We start from the raw sequence: 15,662 nt of genomic DNA, 5'->3' as shown, positions 1-15,662 counted from the left end.
TGCCTGAAATGCAGTACCGTTAGCCAATTTGACTACCGAGATGCCCATGTCCAAGCCTGATAACGCTTTCCCCGCCGCCGATTCCCTGGCGACGCTCAAGGATTCGGCCAAGGGCACGCTGGCGGACCAGGTGACTGCGGCGCTCAAGGCACACATCGCCAATGGCGAAGTCCTGCCGGGAGCGCGCCTGCCCACCGAACCGGTTCTGTGCGAGCGTTTCGGCGTCAGCCGCACCGTCATCCGCGAGGCCATATCCCGCTTGAAGTCGGCGGGCCTGGTGGAGGTGCGCCAAGGCAGCGGCACCGTGGTGTGCGAGGGCGCCCATATCAAGGCGTTCACTATCGACCTGGACGTACGTGGCTCGATCGAGGCGGTGCTCAGGGTCACCGAACTGCGTCGTGGTATCGAAGGCGAGGCGGCGGCCCTGGCGGCCCAGCGCCATACCCCTTCGCAGTTAGAGGCGATTCATCAGGCGCTGCTGGCTATCGATAGCGCCGAGCAGGCGGGTCAGGATGGGGTGGAGCAGGACCTGGCGTTCCACCTGTCGATTTCCCAGGCCACCGGTAACCCGCTGTACCCCTCCCTGCATGAATTCATTGCGCAATTCATCAAGGAAGCGATTCGTATCACCCGCTCCAATGAGGAACGGCGCAAGGATCTGGCGCGCACGGTGCGTGCCGAGCATCTGGCGGTCTATCGGGCGATTGCGGCGCGGGATGTCGAAGGGGCGAGGCAAGCGGCGCTGAGCCACATCCATAACGCGGTGGAGCGGCTCAAGAGTGCCGATCCGGCATTCTGGCGGGATTCCGGTTCACGCATTGCCTGATGGCAAATACCGCCTGCGCCCCTCCATGGAGGGGCGCAGGCGGCATCAGCCAAGCATCAGAAGTGGTACTTGACCAGCAGGCTGGCGGTGTCCTGGTTGGTCTCGAAGTTGCGCGAGTCCTCGATACCGTACTTGTTCTTCCAGTAGTCGTACTCGAAGCCGACGTACAGCTGCTTGGCGCCCCAATTCAGCGCCTTGCCCAGGTCGTACTTGATCTGCGGGTTGAAGTGCAGGTTGGCGTGGTAGGTACCCTTGGCGTTCTGGTCGTTGTCCACCACCCAGTCCATGTAGCCGTCGATCAGGATGTCCGAACGGCCCACGGGAATGGTGTAGGACCACACTGGCGTGATCTGCCAGACGTTGTCGCCCGGGCGGCTGCCCTCGGTGTGGCGCTGGTAGAAGTTCAGCTGGAAATAGTCGAAGCCAGGGACTGCCAGGTCGAAGCCCGGGCCGATCAGGTAGGACTCGTTGTCACCTTCGCCAAACTCGTAGGTGAACGCCAGGAGCACGTCCTTGATCGGGCCGAATTCAAGTTTCTGGTCGAAGATCTTGCCGAACGACAGGCGTGGCGTGAACTCGCCGTAGTAAGTGTCCGGGCCGACGTTGCCGTCTTCCTTGCCGTTATAGAAGATGCGGTCGAGGAAGAAAAAGTTATCCCCGTACTTCCAGGCATCGGCATGTTCGAAAGTGACCGTCTGTTGAATCTGCGGGTTAACTTCGAAGTTCTTGCCATACAAGTAAGTCAGGCTGTTGTTCTGCCATTGCAACAGGTCGCCAGCCACGGCCTGCCCCCCGGCCAGCAAGCTGGCGGCCAACATCAGGCTCTTGCACATCGGTTTCATTCGGTTGCTCCCAAGTAGGTAGTTCCACGTTTTTTTGGCTTGGCGCTCTGGTTTGGCGCCTTTTTTCGTTGCTGCAAAAAACCATCCGATCGGTCAGCTTTGTTGCTGTTAGCAAGAGCTGAGCCAAGGCCGAAAAAAAGCAAAAAACTCCCGTCCGGCTGTAGCGATACCGCCGGGCGAGAGTGTTTTTCGCGATGTTTTCTTGCGCCTTGTTACCTGTCCAGGCCGGGATAAGTTGGCTCTTGGGTCAGGTTTTTCATCCGGGCTTTTTTTTAGACCAGACTTGCGCGGCCGCGGAGAATACTGGCTCTCACGGCAGGGCTCAAGTGCTCCGCAACGGCGCACTTGCAACCACTTTGGGGCGGGTATGCGGGCCATCTCAGGCAAGCATCCGCATTGAAGGGCAATAGAGTGCCAATGACTGGCGGCCGTCAGGGGGATTGCATGGCGCTAATGGCCGTCCAGCGGCCACCGCCAGGAAAGCCTGGGCAGGCTGCATAGGTGTTGCTCCCTGTTTGTTCTTATTTTCAAGGCGCAGCGTCTAATGGGTAGCGCTCGATCCTGAGTGGGCGAGCGCTGCGGTCAAGCATGAACGGTGAAGCAAGGTCAGGGCGCCGAACCGGCACCCTGCTGGTGACTCAGTGCTGATGGGCGTGATCCGCATTGCTGGCCGCGCGCTCGCTCCCCCCGAGAATGTTGAACAGCAGGTTCAGCACCAGCGCACTCAAGGTCGCCATGGCGATGCCACTGTGGGTGATGGGGCTCATCCACAGGGGCAGGTGGGCGAAGAACTCGGGGCGCACCACGGGAATCAGGCCCATGCCGATGCTCACGGCCACCAGCAACTGATTGCGCCGGTCGGCGATGTCGGCTTCCTGGAGGATCTTGATCCCGGTCGCAGCCACCATGCCGAACATGGCGATGGCCGCGCCCCCCAGCACCGCCGGTGGAATCGACGCCACCAGGAACGCCGCCTTGGGCAGCAGGCTGAGGACGATCAGCAGGCCGCCGGCGACCATGGTCACGGAACGGCAGCGCACGCCGGTCATCTGCACCAGGCCGATGTTCTGGGCAAAGGAGGAGTGGGTGAAGGTGTTGAGGAAGCCAGCGAAGAACGATGCCCCGGCATCACACAGCAAGCCGCGACGCAGCATGCGTGGGGTGACCTCCTGGCCGGTGATCTTGCCCAGGGCCAGGAACATCCCGGTGGACTCGACGAAGATGATCACCACCACCAGGCACATGGAGAGGATCGGGGCCAGGTGGAACTGCGGCATGCCGAAGTGCAGCGGTGTGACTACCTGCAGCCAGGGCGCCTGGGCCATGCCGCTGAGGTCGACCATACCGATCAGGCCGCAGAGGATGTAGCCCAGGCCCATGCCGATCAGTACCGAGATGTTCACCCAGAAGCCGCGCATGAAGCGGTGGATCAGCAGGATGGTACCCAGCACCAGGGCGGCGATGGTCAGGTAGATGGGCGAGCCGAACTGGGCTGCGCTACTGCCGCCGCCTGCCCAGTTCACCGCCACGGGAAACAGCGAGAGACCGATCGAGGTGATGACCGTGCCAGTGACCAGCGGCGGGAAGAAGCGCACCACCTTGGACATGAACGGCGCGATCAGCATGCCGAAGAAACCGGCGGCGATGGTTGCGCCGAAAATTCCCTGCATGCCGATGCCGGGCATGCCGGCCATGGCCACCATGCTGCCCACCGCGGCGAAGCTGGCCCCCATCATCACCGGCATGCGAATGCCCATGGGGCCGATGCCCATTGACTGGACGATGGTGGCGATCCCGGCAACCAGCAGGTCGGCATTGATCAGGAAGGCGATTTCTTCACGACTCAGGCCAGCGGCCTGTCCGATGATCAGCGGTACCGCGATTGCACCGCCATACATCAGCAGGACGTGCTGCAGACCGACCAGGATCAGTTGCAGGAAGGGCAAGCGCTGAATGGCGGGCGCATCGGGGACGCACTGTTCGGATGAATCGGACATGCAACACCTCGGATCTTTTTATTCTTGTGATTTAACCGCTGCGTCTTTACGCGCAACGTGTTTGCAACAGGCGAATCTTCTGACTGATGGCAAGAAAGCCCGCTCCTACAGACAATTGCGGTTCTGTAGGAGCGAGCTTGCTCGCGAATCAGCCGGGTACCAGGCTGATCAGTTGGTCTGGGCTCCCTGGGTAATCCAGGCACCGACCAGTTCGCGTTCCTGCTGGGTCATCTGGGTGATGTTGCCCAGCGGCATGATCTGGCTGGCGACGGCCTGGGCCTGGATCCTCGCGGCTTGCAGGCGGATCTGCTCAGGAGTGTCGAACATCACCCCGGCCGGTGCTGCGCTGAACAGGGGGCTGGTGGGCTTGGCCGAATGGCAGACCGCGCAACGCTCCTGGATCACGCTATGCACCTTGTCGAAGGACGGGCCGGCGTTGGCCGCCTGCGCCGGGGCACTGGCCGGAGCCGTTGCCGCAGCGGCTGGAGCGGCCGGTGCCTCTGTCGCAGCCGAGGTTGCCGGCTTGCCGCCCAGGGCGGTTTCCGGCAATGGCTGGTACTGGGTCTGGGCCTTGGCCACTTCCGGAGCGCTTGGCGCTGGGGTCGGGCCGGTCACGTAGGCCAGGCAGATCATGCCCAGTGCCGCGACGGGCAGGGTCCAGGCGAACTTGTGGCTGTCATGACGGGTGTTGAAGTAATGACGCACCAATACCGCCAGGACCGCGATCCCGGCCAGGATCAACCAGTTGTACTGGCTGCCGTAGGTGCTCGGGAAGTGGTTGCTGATCATGATGAACAGCACGGGCAGGGTGAAGTAGTTGTTGTGACGCGAGCGCAGCAGGCCCTTGGCCGGCAGGGTCGGGTCGGGGGTGCGGTTTTCCGCGATCGCTGCCACCAGCGCGCGCTGGGCCGGCATGATGATGCGGAACACGTTGCCCACCATGATGGTGCCGATGATGGCGCCCACATGCAGGTACGCGCCACGGCCACTGAACACCTTGCTGAAGCCATAGGCAGCGCCGATCAGCAGGAGGAACAGGATGAAGCCGAGCAGGGCGGGCTTCTTGCCCAGTGGCGAATCGCAGAGGAAGTCATAGACGAACCAGCCGGCGATCAACGCACCGATACCGATGGCCACGCCTTCAGGGCCGGTCAGGCCGCTGCCGGGGGCAACCAGGTAGAGCATCGGGTTGAAGTAGAACACCAGGCACAGCAGGGCAATCCCGGACATCCAGGTGAAGTAGGCTTCCCATTTGAACCAGTGCAGGTTCTCCGGCATCGAGGGCGGTGCCAGCTTGTATTTTTCCAGGTGATAGATACCACCGCCGTGAATCGCCCAGAGGTCGCCGGACAGGCCGTCCTTGGGGTTGACGCGGTTGAGGTTGTTCTCCAGCCAGACGAAATAGAACGATGCGCCGATCCAGGCCACACCAGTGATCATATGTACCCAACGCACGCTCAGGTTGAGCCATTCCAACAGATGTGCTTCCACAGTCTTTACCTCTTGCCTGCCACCCTTGTTGTCGGGTGATCAGACCTTCTCTTATTGGTGGGGGGCGAGGATCAAACGCTCATCCTCTTTGAAGAAATGCTCATCGCAGTTATTGCCAGTGCCACTGCGATCAACCACCAGGAAGTCATCCCGCTTTTCGATCGTCAGCACCGGGTGGTGCCAGACGCCGCGATGGTAATTAATGCCCTGCCTGCCATTACTGACAAAGGCACGGACCAAGCCCGATACAGGTTCATCGCCAAGTGGCGCGACCACGATCAGAAAGGGATTGCCGAGCAGCGGGATGAAAGCCTGGCTGCCCAGCGGATGGCGTTCCAGCATGCGGATGGTCAGCGGCATGTCCAGCGCGTCGGCGCGGAAGATGCTGATGATGGCCTGGTCTTCCGGCTGAGCGGTCTCGACCGTTGCCAGGCGGTGGAAGCGCATGGTCGAACCGTTGTTGATCATGAAGTGATCGCTGCCGTCGGTCTCGATTACGTCACCGAAAGGGGCGAAGGCTTCTTTGCTCAGGGGCTCAATCACTAATGTGCGCATGCTGTTCTTCTTATCTCGAGTTCGTTGTTGTCTGGTCCGTGGCTACTGCGGGCAAACCGGTCGCCCGCGCGCTGCGCGACCCTTTATTTTTTGACCTTGCCCAGCAGTCGCAGGCGGCTGACGCCACCGTCCGGGAATACATTCAGGCGCACGTGGGTAATAGCCCCCAGTGCCCTGATCTGTTCGACGAAACTGTGTTCGGCGTGCATTTCCAATTTCTGGCTGGGTAGCAGTTCACGCCAGAACAGGCTCTGGGTTTCGATCTGGCTGTCGGTGCCACCCTTGACGAAGGCGCCCTGGATCGAGCAGCTGTCCGGGTAGTTGCCCTTGAAGTGCAGGGTGTCGACGATGATCTTTTCGATTTCACCGGCATGGCCCAGGGCGATGATCACCCAGTCGTTGCCGGGAGTACGGCGCCGGGCGGTTTCCCAGCCGTCACCCATGTTGATGCCGCGGCCGGGGTTGAGGAGGTTGCCCATGCGCCCGAAGTGCTCGTCGGAGCAGGCCAGGGCGCGGCCGCCGTTGAGGGCGGCAGCCAGGTCGACCTGTTCGTCGTCGCCGATGGCCGACCAGTCGCGGTAGGGAATGCCGTAGACCCGCAGCCGTGCTACGCCGCCATCGGGGTAGATGTTGAAGCGCAGGTGGCTGAACGGCTGGTGGTTGTGGATCTCGTGGTAGTGGTGGCTGTTGCCCTGCAACTCCACCGCCGGCAGCACTTCGGTCCAATGGGTGTTTTCATCCGGTTCGCCTGCGGCCAGGAAGCAGGCTTCCAGGGAGGCCGAGGGCGGGAAGTTGCCGGTGAAGAATGAAGTGTCGATGTCCACGCCCTTGATCGAGCCGGCCACGCCGAGGCGGATGACCGCACTGTCGTAGCCTTCGAAGCGCTTGCGGCGTGATTCCCAGCCATCCATCCACTTGCCGTTGTCATCGAATACGCCTTCCTTCCAGACCGCCGGAGTCGGTTGGAACAGGCGGTTGGCGTCGGCGAACCAGTCATCGGTGACCGAGATGATCTTGGTTCCCAGCCGGGCATCGGCCAGGTTGACGAACTTCTCGAAAGCTACGGCGTTGGTTTTCATTCTTCTTGTCTGCCTTGAATTCAGTGGCCGGGGTGCTCGCGAGGCCCTGGGAAATGCATCGGTGCAGATGCTTTCTCGGGCCAGGCGGGCAATCGCTACAGGGTCAGCAAGCGGAACAGGGCGATCTTGTTGATTTCAGCCAGTGCGCATTTGAACTCGGTGTCCACCGAGTTGTGGATGCGGGTTTCGAATGCGGCGAGGATCTGGTGCCGATTGCTGCCCTTCACCGCCATGATGAAGGGAAACTTGAACTTGGCCTTGTAGGCGTCGTTGAGCTCGGTGAAGCGCTGGAACTCTTCGGCGGTGCATTGGTGAATACCAGCGCCGGCCTGCTCATTGGTACTGGCTTCGGTCAACTGGCCCTGGACGGCGGCTTTGCCGGCCAGGTCCGGGTGAGCGTTGATCAGTGCCAGCTGGCTGGCGTGATCGGCGCTCAACAGGATGTCGCTCATGCGCTGGTGCAGGGTCTCGATCTGGTCGACGGAGGCGTCGAGCCCCAGTTCGTAGGCCTTTTCGGCAACCCACGGCGAGTGTTCGTAGATGTCGGCGAAGGCCTTGACGAAATCTTCGCGGCTCAGGGTCGAGGGCTTGAGGCTCTGGAAGGCAGTCATTTCGCCGCTCCCTGGTAAGGGTGGGTCTGTTGCCAGTGACGGGCGATGTCCACCCGGCGGCTGAACCACACCTGCTCGTGGCCCTTGACGTATTCGAGGAAGCGCTTGAGCGAGGCCAGGCGCGCCGGGCGGCCGATCAGGCGGCAGTGCAGGCCGATGGAAAGCATCTTCGGCGCTTCGGCACCTTCGGCGTAGAGCACGTCGAAGGCGTCCTTCAGGTACTGGAAGAAGTCGTCGCCCTTGTTGAAGCCCTGCACCTGGGTAAAGCGCATGTCGTTGGTGTCCAGGGTGTAGGGGATCACCAGGTGCGGCTTGCCGGTGGGGTTGTTGGGTTCCCAGTAGGGCAGGTCGTCGTCGTAGGTGTCGCAGTCATAGAGGAAGCCGCCTTCCTCCATCACCAGGCGCCGGGTGTTCGGGCCGGTGCGGCCGGTGTACCAGCCCAGTGGGCGTTCGCCGGTGATTTCGGTGAGGATGCGGATCGCTTCGAGCATGTGCTCGCGTTCCTGGGCCTCGTCCATGTACTGGTAGTCGATCCAGCGGTAGCCGTGGCTGCAGATCTCGTGGCCGGCTTCGACCATGGCGCGGATCACGTCCGGGTGACGCTGGGCGGCCATGGCCACGGCGAAGATGGTCAGTGGAATGTCGAATTCCTTGAACAGCTTGAGAATCCGCCAGACGCCGGCACGGCTGCCATACTCGTACAGCGATTCCATGCTCATGTTGCGCTCGCCCTGCAGCGGTTGCGCCGAGACCATTTCCGAGAGGAAGGCTTCCGATTCCTTGTCGCCATGAAGGATGTTGCGCTCGCCGCCCTCTTCGTAATTGAGCACGAAGGACAGGGCGACGCGGGCATTGCCCGGCCAGTGAGGGTGAGGAGGGTTGGAGCCGTAACCGATCAGGTCGCGAGGGTAGTCAGCGCTCACTGCAGTCTTCCTTCTTATTCGTGATAACGGTGGCGTGGCGGAACCTGAAGCCGGAAAGCCAGGTGGGCGTCACTGCGATGGAATGATTGTATACAAGTTTGTCTTCACTTTGTAAGCCTGATTTTTTGCATTTTTCCGCTTTTATCGCTATGGCTGTCACCTGCAAGAAACTTGCCTGGATGGTCAGCTAATGGATGACAAGTCGTCTGTCGCTATGGCGTTCAGGCAAATCCGCTGATGCATTCGAAGCGTCGCGGAGCCGGGAATATTTGCGATTATTATTGTGTACAATTTTTTTGAAAAATGTCTTAATCTTGCTCTCGCCGCAGCTTTTCACCGGTCGAAACGCTGCGGTCTCCTTCAATTACTGACTCCGGGAGGCGCGAGGCCTGAACGCTTGAAGGCGCCAGGCACGCAGAATCAATGGGACGTTTGACTACACACGTTTTGGATGCCGCACATGGCTGCCCTGGCAGCGCTATCAAGGTCGAGCTGTATCGAGTGGAAGGGGCCCAGCTGGAATTGGTCGCCAGCACCCTGACCAACAGCGATGGCCGTTGCGATGCGCCGCTGCTGCAGGGTGATGACTACCGTTCCGGGGTGTACCAGCTGCACTTCCATGCCGGTGACTACTACCGTGCCCGTGGTGTGCAACTGCCGCAGCCGGCGTTCCTGGATGTGGTGGTACTGCGGTTCGGCATCAGCGCCGAGCAGGACCACTATCACGTACCGCTACTGATCTCGCCTTACAGCTATTCGACCTACAGAGGAAGCTAGGACTTTCCCCCCAAGAATCCTGCGCAAATAGCTTCTTTGGTCCTTGCCCGCCCACACTGCGGGCTTTTTTTCGTCTGGCATAAAGCCTTCACTGGTCGTCGGCTCCACTAGATCCCGCAGGAGCAGGCTCGCCGCCGAAAGGGCCCTGTGACCGCCCCGGACCTGCTGGCCACAGCTGATCATCGGCAACGAAAAAGCCCCATCCAGCGGGATGGGGCCTGGGTGGAGCAGGGCGTCCTAGAGGAAAATGAACTTGGCGATGAAAATCGCGCACAGCACATACAGGCTGATGGAGATTTCCTTGTACTTGCCGGTGCCGGCCTTCAGCACCACATAGGTGATGAAGCCCAGGGCAATGCCATCGGCGACGGAAAAGGTCAGGGGCATCATGATCGCGGTGACGATGGCCGGAATGCTGTCGGTGGCCTCGTCCCAGTTGATGTGGGCCATGCCGCCCATCATCAGCATCGCCACATAGATCAGCGCGCCGGCGGTGGCATAGGCGGGGATCATGCCTGCCAGGGGAGCGAAGAACATTGCGGCAATGAACAGCACGCCCACGGTGACCGCGGTCAGCCCGGTGCGGCCACCAGCGGCGACCCCGGCGGCACTTTCCACATAGCTGGTGACTGGTGGTACACCGACCACGGCACCGAACACGCTGGAGGCACTGTCCGCCTTGAGTGCGCGGGAGAGGTTCTCGATCTTGCCATCGGCGTTCACCAGGCCGGCGCGCTGGGCCACGCCCATCAGGGTGCCGGCGGTGTCGAACATGTGCACGAAGAGGAACGCCAGGACCACGCTGATCATGCTGACGTTGAACACCCCGGCGATGTCCATGGCCATCCAGGTCGGCGCCAGGCTCGGCGGAGTGGACATGATCCCGTTGTAGTGCACCAGGTCCAGGCCCCAGCCGGCCAGGGTCACGGCGATGATACTGATGAGAATCGCGCCGAAGACCCGGTGATAGCTGAGCACTGCGATCATCAAGAAGCAGACGGCCGCCAGCAGTGGGCCGGGGTCTCGCAGGTTGCCGAGCTTGATCAGGGTGGCCGGGCTGTCGACGATGATGTTGGCCGTCTTCAGGCCGATCAGGCCGAGAAACAGCCCGACCCCGGCACCCATGGCGAACCGCAGGCTCACCGGAATGCTGTTGAGCAGCCATTCACGTACCCGCGACAGGGTCAGGATCATGAACAGCACACCGGAAATGAACACCGCGCCAAGGGCGGTTTCCCAGTGGTAGCCCATGGTGCCGACCACGGTGTAGGTGAAGAAGGCGTTGAGCCCCATGCCCGGGGCCAGGCCCACCGGCCAGTTGGCGTACAGGCCCATCAACAGGCAGCCCAGGGCGGCGGCGATGCAGGTGGCGACGAAGGCTGCGCCGTGATCGATGCCGGCGTCGGCCATGATGTTGGGGTTGACGAAGATGATGTAGGCCATGGTGATGAAGGTTGTCAGACCGGCAATCAACTCGGTCTTCACCGTGGTGCCATGCAACCTGAGTTTGAAGATGCGCTCCAGCCAGCCGCTGTTCAGCGACGGCGAGAGATCGAGCGTAGAGGCTTCGGATTTGCGGCTTTCCACAGCGAGTACTCCTCAAGAGTTTTATTGTTTTTTCCAGAGCCGGACACGCAAGGGTGGGCAGCGGCTCTTTGAGGCAGGTAAGGCGTGCGGGTTTTGTTGACCTGCGGGTCAAGAACTCGTCGGGCGAATTATGCGTTTGTATACAAAGAAAGCAAATAATGTTTTTAGGGTTGTGTGCGAAAAATCCGCGAACATGGCTATATCGCGGCCCCGACGTTGCGCCGGGGTGTGCAAGGGTTTGGGGCAAGGCCGGGGCCGGCGCACCAATGAATGGCGCCCGCAGGGGCTCAGTCTTCGACGGGTTTGCCGGCCAGCGCCTGGTTCACCGCCAGCCAGCCATTGACCGCACTCTCGCCAGCTTCGCTGAAGGCCCGTTGCAGGAGTTTGACCTGCTCGCGGCGCAGGGATTGCTCGAAGCCTGTGCCATCGGCGGTCAACTGCAACAGGCGCTTACGCTTGTCGCTGTCCGGTGCGATGCTGTCCACCAGGTGCATTTCCATCAATTGGCGCAACGGTGTGTTCAATGCCTGCTTGCTCACCCCCAGCAGATTGAGCAGTTCCTTGACGCTGAGCCCGGGATAGCGGGCGATGAAAAACACGATGCGCTGGTGCACCCGGCTCAGGCCCCGGCGTTCGAGCATTTCGTCGGCCTTGGCGGTAAACGCCTGATAGCCGAAGAAGAAAGCTTCCATGGCCGCTTGTTGCGAAGCCTGGTTTTTAAGGTCAAGCATATTGACGTATCTGCAAAGGTCGGCGTAATTTCGGTCAAGCAGTTTGACGTATTTTCCTCAGCCTTCGCTAGCGGTGATCTCCATGGCCTTCTCCGAACGTGTATCGCGTCTCAAAAGCTCTCTGATCCGTGAAATCCTTGCCGCGGCCCAGCGCCCGGAAGTGATGTCGTTCGCCGGGGGCCTGCCGGCCGAAGTGATGCTGCCCAAGGTGCAATGGCAGGACATGCCGTTGGCCATGGGCCAATACGGCATGAGCGAAGGCGAGCCGCAATTGCGTGAAGCCCTCGCGGCCCAGGCGCGCCAGCTCGGGGTGCCTTGCGAGGCGAGCCAGGTGCTGGTGGTCAGTGGTTCCCAGCAGACCCTCGATCTGGCAGCCAAGCTGTACATCGACAAGGGCACCCAGATCATGCTGGAAGCACCGACCTACCTGGCCGCCCTGCAGATTTTCCAGCTGTTCGGCGCCGACTGCCTGACCGTACCGCTGCAGGCCGATGGCCCGGACCTGGTGCAGATGCGCGCGCGCCTGGAGCAGCACCGGCCGGCGTTCATCTACCTGATTCCGACGTTCCAGAACCCCTCGGCGGTGCGCTACAGCGAAGCCAAGCGTGATGCCGTGGCGGCTTTGCTGGACGAGTTCGGCGTGACCCTGATCGAGGACGAGCCCTACCGTGAGCTGACGTTCGATGGTGGCAGTGCCACGCCTATTGTCGGCCGCCTGGAAAAAGCCAGTTGGATCTACACCGGCACCGTGTCTAAAACCCTGTTGCCGGGCCTGCGGGTGGGTTACCTGATTGCCAGCCCGGACCTGTTTCCGCACCTGCTGCGGCTGAAGCAGTCGGCGGACCTGCACACCAATCGGGTTGGCCAGTGGCAGGCCATGCAGTGGATCGGCAGCGAGCAGTATCAGGCGCACCTGGATCAGTTGCGCAGTTTCTATCGCCAGCGCCGGGATGAATTCCAGGGCGCCTTGCTCACCCATTTCGCCGATCTGGCGGATTGGCAGGTGCCCCAGGGCGGATTGTTTTTCTGGCTGAGCTTGAAACAGCCCCTGGATACCCGCACTTTGCTCAAGTCGGCGTTGGAGCACGACGTCACATTCATGCCCGGTGAGCCGTTCTTTGCCGATCCGGAACGCAACCCTGGGCATCTGCGGTTGAATTTCAGCCATATCGATCCGGCGCGGCTGGACGAAGGCCTCAAGCGGCTGGCCACCGTGATACGTCAAGCACAGGCTGCACAGGCAGCCTAAGGGGAGGGCCATGTACAAGGTTTATGGCGATTACCGTTCGGGCAACTGCTACAAGATCAAGTTGATGCTCAATCTGCTGGGGCTGCCTTATGAATGGCAGGCGGTGGATATTCTCGGGGGTGATACCCAGACCGAGGCCTTCCTGGCAAAGAACCCCAACGGCAAGATTCCGGTTCTGGAACTGGAAGACGGCACCTGCCTGTGGGAGTCCAACGCGATTCTCAACTTCCTCGCCGACGGCAGTCAGTTCCTGCCCAGCGAACCGCGCTTGCGCACCCAGGTTCTGCAATGGCAGTTCTTCGAGCAGTACAGCCATGAGCCCTACATCGCGGTGGCGCGTTTCATCCAGCTTTACGAGGGGCTGCCGGAGGAGCGCCGCGAGGAATACCTGAAGTTGCACAAGCGTGGCTACAAGGCGCTGGACGTGATGGAGAAACAATTGAGCCGCACCCCGTACCTGGTGGGCGAGCACTATTCGATCGCCGATATTGCGCTCTATGCCTACACCCACGTGGCCGATGAGGGCGGTTTCGACCTGAGCCGCTACCCGGGCATCCAGGCCTGGATGCAGCGAGTGCAAAGCCATCCGCGACACGTGCCGATGCTCGACTGAGCGGGTGCTTTTATCCCCACTGGACCGGCCTTGTGCCGGTTCGGTGCGTTGTGGGGCCCGCTAACGATGTTTGCCGGCCAGGTTCTGGCGTAGCAACTCATAACAGCGCTGCGCCGCTGGGCTCAGTTGCTGGCCACTGCGGCGGATCAGGCCGATCTCGCGGCTGACCCCCGGGTGTTTGATGGCAATCCGGCGCAGGCCCTCACGGCCGTCATCGGCGGATTCCGGCAGCAGGGTAATGCCCAGCCCCTGGCGTACCAGCGCCAGCACCGTGCTCATGTAGTTGGCTTCCATGGCTGGAAGCAGGGACAGTCGGCTGTCGTCGAACAGCGCTTCGACCTGCTCGCGCACGCTGCTGTCGCGGCCGGTGAGAATGATCGGCTGGCGGGCCAGGTCCTTCAGCGTCACTGACTGGCGCTGGGCCAGGGGATGATCGGTGGCCACGAACAGGCACAGGCGATCCTCCAGCAGAGGTTGGAAATCCAGCCCGTGGCTGAGCCGGGCGCGCCCGCCGATACCGAAATCCACCTCGCCGGCCCGGACCTGGGCATGAATGCGGTGAGCCACCAGGTCCTGCAGGCGTACCTCGATTCCGGCAAATTGCTCGCGAAACTGGCGCAAGGCCGGCGGCAGCACCCCGGCGCAGACCGACGGCAGCGCGGCGAGGGTGACCACGCCCCGACGCAGGGCGGCCAGGTCCCGGGAGCCACTGACGATGTTGTCCAGGTCCAGCAGCAGTTTCTCCATCGGTCCCCGGGCCTGCAGCCCAGCAGCGGTCAGGCTGACATGGCGCGGGCTGCGATCGAGCAGGGCGACCCCCAGCCATTCCTCCAGTTGCTGGACCTGCACGGTAAGGGCTGATGGCGACAGGTGCAGCTCGGCGGCGGCTTTGCTGAAGTTGCCGCTGCGGGCCACGGCGAGGAAGGCCTGGATATGCTGGATCGAGTTCTTCATTTTGTTTTTCCGAATGCAAGGCGCCGAATATTCCAATTTACAAAGACTAGCGCGATTTCAATACTCCAGAAAAACAATAACCGTCCGCCTTCCGGCCCCGGCTTGAAGAGGCGGCACACTGGAGTTGCTCCATGCTCGCCACCCTGGGTGTCATCACCATTCTCTGCCTGCTCGCGGCCGTCATGAGCAAGCGCCTGTCGCCTCTGGTCGCGCTGATTGCGCTGCCGATCATCGCCGCGCTGATCGGCGGCTTCGGTCTGCAGACCAGCGCCTTCATCGTCACCGGCATCAAGAACGTCGCCCCCGTGGTAGGCATGTTCGTGTTCGCTATCCTGTTCTTCGGCATCATGACCGACGCCGGCATGCTCGACCCGATCATCGACCGCATCCTGCGCACCGTCGGCACCCGGCCGACGCGGATCGTGGTCGGTACGGCGCTTCTGGCGCTGCTGGTGCACCTGGACGGTTCCGGCGCGGTGACCTTCCTGGTGACGGTGCCGGCAATGCTGCCGCTGTATACCCGGCTGGGCATCGATCGACGGATTCTGGCCTGTGTCGCGGCGATGGCCGCGGGGGTCAATTTCCTGCCCTGGACCGGCCCGGTACTGCGCTCATCAGCGGCCCTGCATGTGCCGGTGGCGGATCTGTTCCAGCCGCTGATCCCGGTGCAGATCGTCGGCCTGCTGTTCGTCTTCGCCAGCGCCTGGTGGCTCGGCCGCCGGGAGGAGCGCCGCCTGGGGCTCGGTGCCGATGCCACGGCCGGTGCAGGCATCCCGACCCGGGTATTGAGTCCCGCCGAAGAGGCGCTGCGCCGTCCCGGGCGCTTCTGGATCAACCTGCTGCTCACGGTGCTGGTGATGCTGGTGATGATTGCCGGCTGGGTCGATCCGGTGGTGATGTTCATGGTCGGCACGGTGCTGGCGTTGTGCATCAACTATCCGGATGTCGAGGCCCAGCGGGCACGCATCGATGCTCATGCCAAGACGGCCCTGACCATGGCCAGCATTCTCCTGGCGGCCGGTGTGTTCACCGGCATCATGCAGGGCAGCGGCATGCTCAAGGCGATTGCCGAAGTGGCGGTGGCGCAGATTCCTGCTGGTCACGGCAAGCTGATTCCGACGGTGGTGGGGTTCCTGTCCATGCCCCTGAGCATGCTGTTCGACCCTGACTCCTACTACTTCGGGGTGATGCCGGTGATTGCCGAAGTGGGCAAGGCCCTGGGTGTCGACCCGCTGCAAGTGGCCCAGGCTTCGTTGCTCGGCGTGCACACCACCGGTTTCCCGGTAAGCCCGCTGACCCCGGCGACCTTCCTGCTGGTGGGCCTGTGCAAGATCGAACTGGCCGACCACCAGCGTTTCACCATCCCCTTTCTATTCGCTGCGTCAGTGTTGATGACCCTGACCGCGCTGCTGCTGGGAGTTTTTTAA

14 protein-coding genes and 1 pseudogene are annotated in these 15,662 nt (G+C 61.8%); 5 read left to right on the top strand and 10 right to left on the bottom strand.

The genetic code is table 11. The features are described 5' to 3' along the window. Nucleotides 1-40: 40 nt before the first annotated feature. Complete coding sequence (locus tag AC1RMG_RS13455; RefSeq protein ID WP_019093447.1) at nt 41-826, top strand: FadR/GntR family transcriptional regulator; 786 nt, start codon at nt 41-43, stop codon at nt 824-826. Between the two features lie 56 nt (nt 827-882). Here the strand turns inward: AC1RMG_RS13455 and AC1RMG_RS13450 are convergent, their stop codons facing one another. From AC1RMG_RS13450 to puuE, 7 genes and pseudogenes are all read right to left on the bottom strand, one after another. After that, nucleotides 883-1,668 (bottom strand): outer membrane protein OmpK, encoded by a 786-nt coding sequence (locus tag AC1RMG_RS13450; RefSeq protein WP_011062642.1) that lies wholly within the window; start codon nt 1,666-1,668, stop codon nt 883-885. A 606-nt stretch (nt 1,669-2,274) separates the two neighbouring features. Beyond that, nucleotides 2,275-3,665: pseudogene (locus AC1RMG_RS13445) on the bottom strand (nucleobase:cation symporter-2 family protein). A 168-nt stretch (nt 3,666-3,833) separates the two neighbouring features. Continuing rightward, nucleotides 3,834-5,156: a urate hydroxylase PuuD gene (locus AC1RMG_RS13440; protein ID WP_015636602.1), complete on the bottom strand. Its 1,323-nt coding sequence runs from the start codon at nt 5,154-5,156 to the stop codon at nt 3,834-3,836. 51 nt (nt 5,157-5,207) lie between these two features. Beyond that, nucleotides 5,208-5,711 (bottom strand): ureidoglycolate lyase, encoded by a 504-nt coding sequence (locus AC1RMG_RS13435; protein WP_011062639.1) that lies wholly within the window; start codon nt 5,709-5,711, stop codon nt 5,208-5,210. 83 nt (nt 5,712-5,794) lie between these two features. Further along, a complete protein-coding gene (gene alc, locus AC1RMG_RS13430; protein ID WP_493169406.1) occupies nt 5,795-6,790 on the bottom strand; it encodes an allantoicase in 996 nt (331 codons plus the stop codon). Between the two features lie 95 nt (nt 6,791-6,885). Beyond that, nucleotides 6,886-7,401: a 2-oxo-4-hydroxy-4-carboxy-5-ureidoimidazoline decarboxylase gene (gene uraD / locus AC1RMG_RS13425; protein ID WP_011062637.1), complete on the bottom strand. Its 516-nt coding sequence runs from the start codon at nt 7,399-7,401 to the stop codon at nt 6,886-6,888. Next, on the bottom strand, nt 7,398-8,324 hold the full coding sequence (puuE, locus tag AC1RMG_RS13420) for an allantoinase PuuE (protein ID WP_011062636.1): 927 nt from the start codon (nt 8,322-8,324) through the stop codon (nt 7,398-7,400). The genes uraD and puuE overlap by 4 nt, the downstream gene beginning before the upstream one ends. Nucleotides 8,325-8,747: 423 nt before the next feature. Between puuE and uraH the strand changes: the two genes are divergently transcribed. After that, nucleotides 8,748-9,101: a hydroxyisourate hydrolase gene (gene uraH, locus AC1RMG_RS13415; protein WP_011062635.1), complete on the top strand. Its 354-nt coding sequence runs from the start codon at nt 8,748-8,750 to the stop codon at nt 9,099-9,101. A 237-nt stretch (nt 9,102-9,338) separates the two neighbouring features. Here uraH and AC1RMG_RS13410 read toward each other — a convergent pair whose 3' ends face one another. Both AC1RMG_RS13410 and AC1RMG_RS13405 read right to left on the bottom strand, forming a co-directional pair. Continuing rightward, nucleotides 9,339-10,688 carry an NCS2 family permease gene (locus tag AC1RMG_RS13410; protein WP_015636600.1) on the bottom strand — a complete coding sequence of 450 codons (1,350 nt, stop codon included), beginning with the start codon at nt 10,686-10,688 and terminating at the stop codon, nt 9,339-9,341. Nucleotides 10,689-10,975: 287 nt separating this feature from the next. After that, the gene (locus tag AC1RMG_RS13405; RefSeq protein ID WP_262212660.1) at nt 10,976-11,419 is read right to left on the bottom strand and encodes a MarR family transcriptional regulator; all 444 of its coding nucleotides are present in this window, start codon (nt 11,417-11,419) and stop codon (nt 10,976-10,978) included. 82 nt (nt 11,420-11,501) lie between these two features. Here AC1RMG_RS13405 and AC1RMG_RS13400 point away from each other — a divergent pair, with 82 nt between their 5' ends. Beyond that, nucleotides 11,502-12,668: an aminotransferase-like domain-containing protein gene (locus AC1RMG_RS13400; RefSeq protein ID WP_011062632.1), complete on the top strand. Its 1,167-nt coding sequence runs from the start codon at nt 11,502-11,504 to the stop codon at nt 12,666-12,668. 10 nt (nt 12,669-12,678) lie between these two features. Further along, a complete protein-coding gene (locus AC1RMG_RS13395) occupies nt 12,679-13,281 on the top strand; it encodes a glutathione S-transferase family protein (RefSeq protein ID WP_011062631.1) in 603 nt (200 codons plus the stop codon). Nucleotides 13,282-13,341: 60 nt separating this feature from the next. Here the strand turns inward: AC1RMG_RS13395 and AC1RMG_RS13390 are convergent, their stop codons facing one another. Continuing rightward, on the bottom strand, nt 13,342-14,235 hold the full coding sequence (locus tag AC1RMG_RS13390) for a LysR family transcriptional regulator (protein WP_011062630.1): 894 nt from the start codon (nt 14,233-14,235) through the stop codon (nt 13,342-13,344). Between the two features lie 131 nt (nt 14,236-14,366). On the opposite strand from AC1RMG_RS13390, the gene AC1RMG_RS13385 reads away from it, so the two are divergent. Then, nucleotides 14,367-15,662 carry a CitMHS family transporter gene (locus tag AC1RMG_RS13385; protein WP_011062629.1) on the top strand — a complete coding sequence of 432 codons (1,296 nt, stop codon included), beginning with the start codon at nt 14,367-14,369 and terminating at the stop codon, nt 15,660-15,662.

It is taken from the genome of Pseudomonas sp. GW822-FHT04H02, from assembly GCF_058800645.1.
This window is presented reverse-complemented; position numbering and strand designations above follow the sequence as displayed.

Coding starts and splice junctions, on each gene's coding strand:
- AC1RMG_RS13435 (WP_011062639.1), bottom strand. CDS start 5,711: ATGCGCACATTAGTGATTGAGCCCCTGAGCAAAGAAGCCTTCGCCCCT.
- AC1RMG_RS13390 (WP_011062630.1), bottom strand. CDS start 14,235: ATGAAGAACTCGATCCAGCATATCCAGGCCTTCCTCGCCGTGGCCCGC.
- AC1RMG_RS13385 (WP_011062629.1), top strand. CDS start 14,367: ATGCTCGCCACCCTGGGTGTCATCACCATTCTCTGCCTGCTCGCGGCC.
- uraH (WP_011062635.1), top strand. CDS start 8,748: ATGGGACGTTTGACTACACACGTTTTGGATGCCGCACATGGCTGCCCT.
- uraD (WP_011062637.1), bottom strand. CDS start 7,401: ATGACTGCCTTCCAGAGCCTCAAGCCCTCGACCCTGAGCCGCGAAGAT.
- AC1RMG_RS13400 (WP_011062632.1), top strand. CDS start 11,502: ATGGCCTTCTCCGAACGTGTATCGCGTCTCAAAAGCTCTCTGATCCGT.
- AC1RMG_RS13450 (WP_011062642.1), bottom strand. CDS start 1,668: ATGAAACCGATGTGCAAGAGCCTGATGTTGGCCGCCAGCTTGCTGGCC.
- AC1RMG_RS13395 (WP_011062631.1), top strand. CDS start 12,679: ATGTACAAGGTTTATGGCGATTACCGTTCGGGCAACTGCTACAAGATC.
- AC1RMG_RS13455 (WP_019093447.1), top strand. CDS start 41: ATGCCCATGTCCAAGCCTGATAACGCTTTCCCCGCCGCCGATTCCCTG.
- alc (WP_493169406.1), bottom strand. CDS start 6,790: ATGAAAACCAACGCCGTAGCTTTCGAGAAGTTCGTCAACCTGGCCGAT.
- AC1RMG_RS13405 (WP_262212660.1), bottom strand. CDS start 11,419: ATGCTTGACCTTAAAAACCAGGCTTCGCAACAAGCGGCCATGGAAGCT.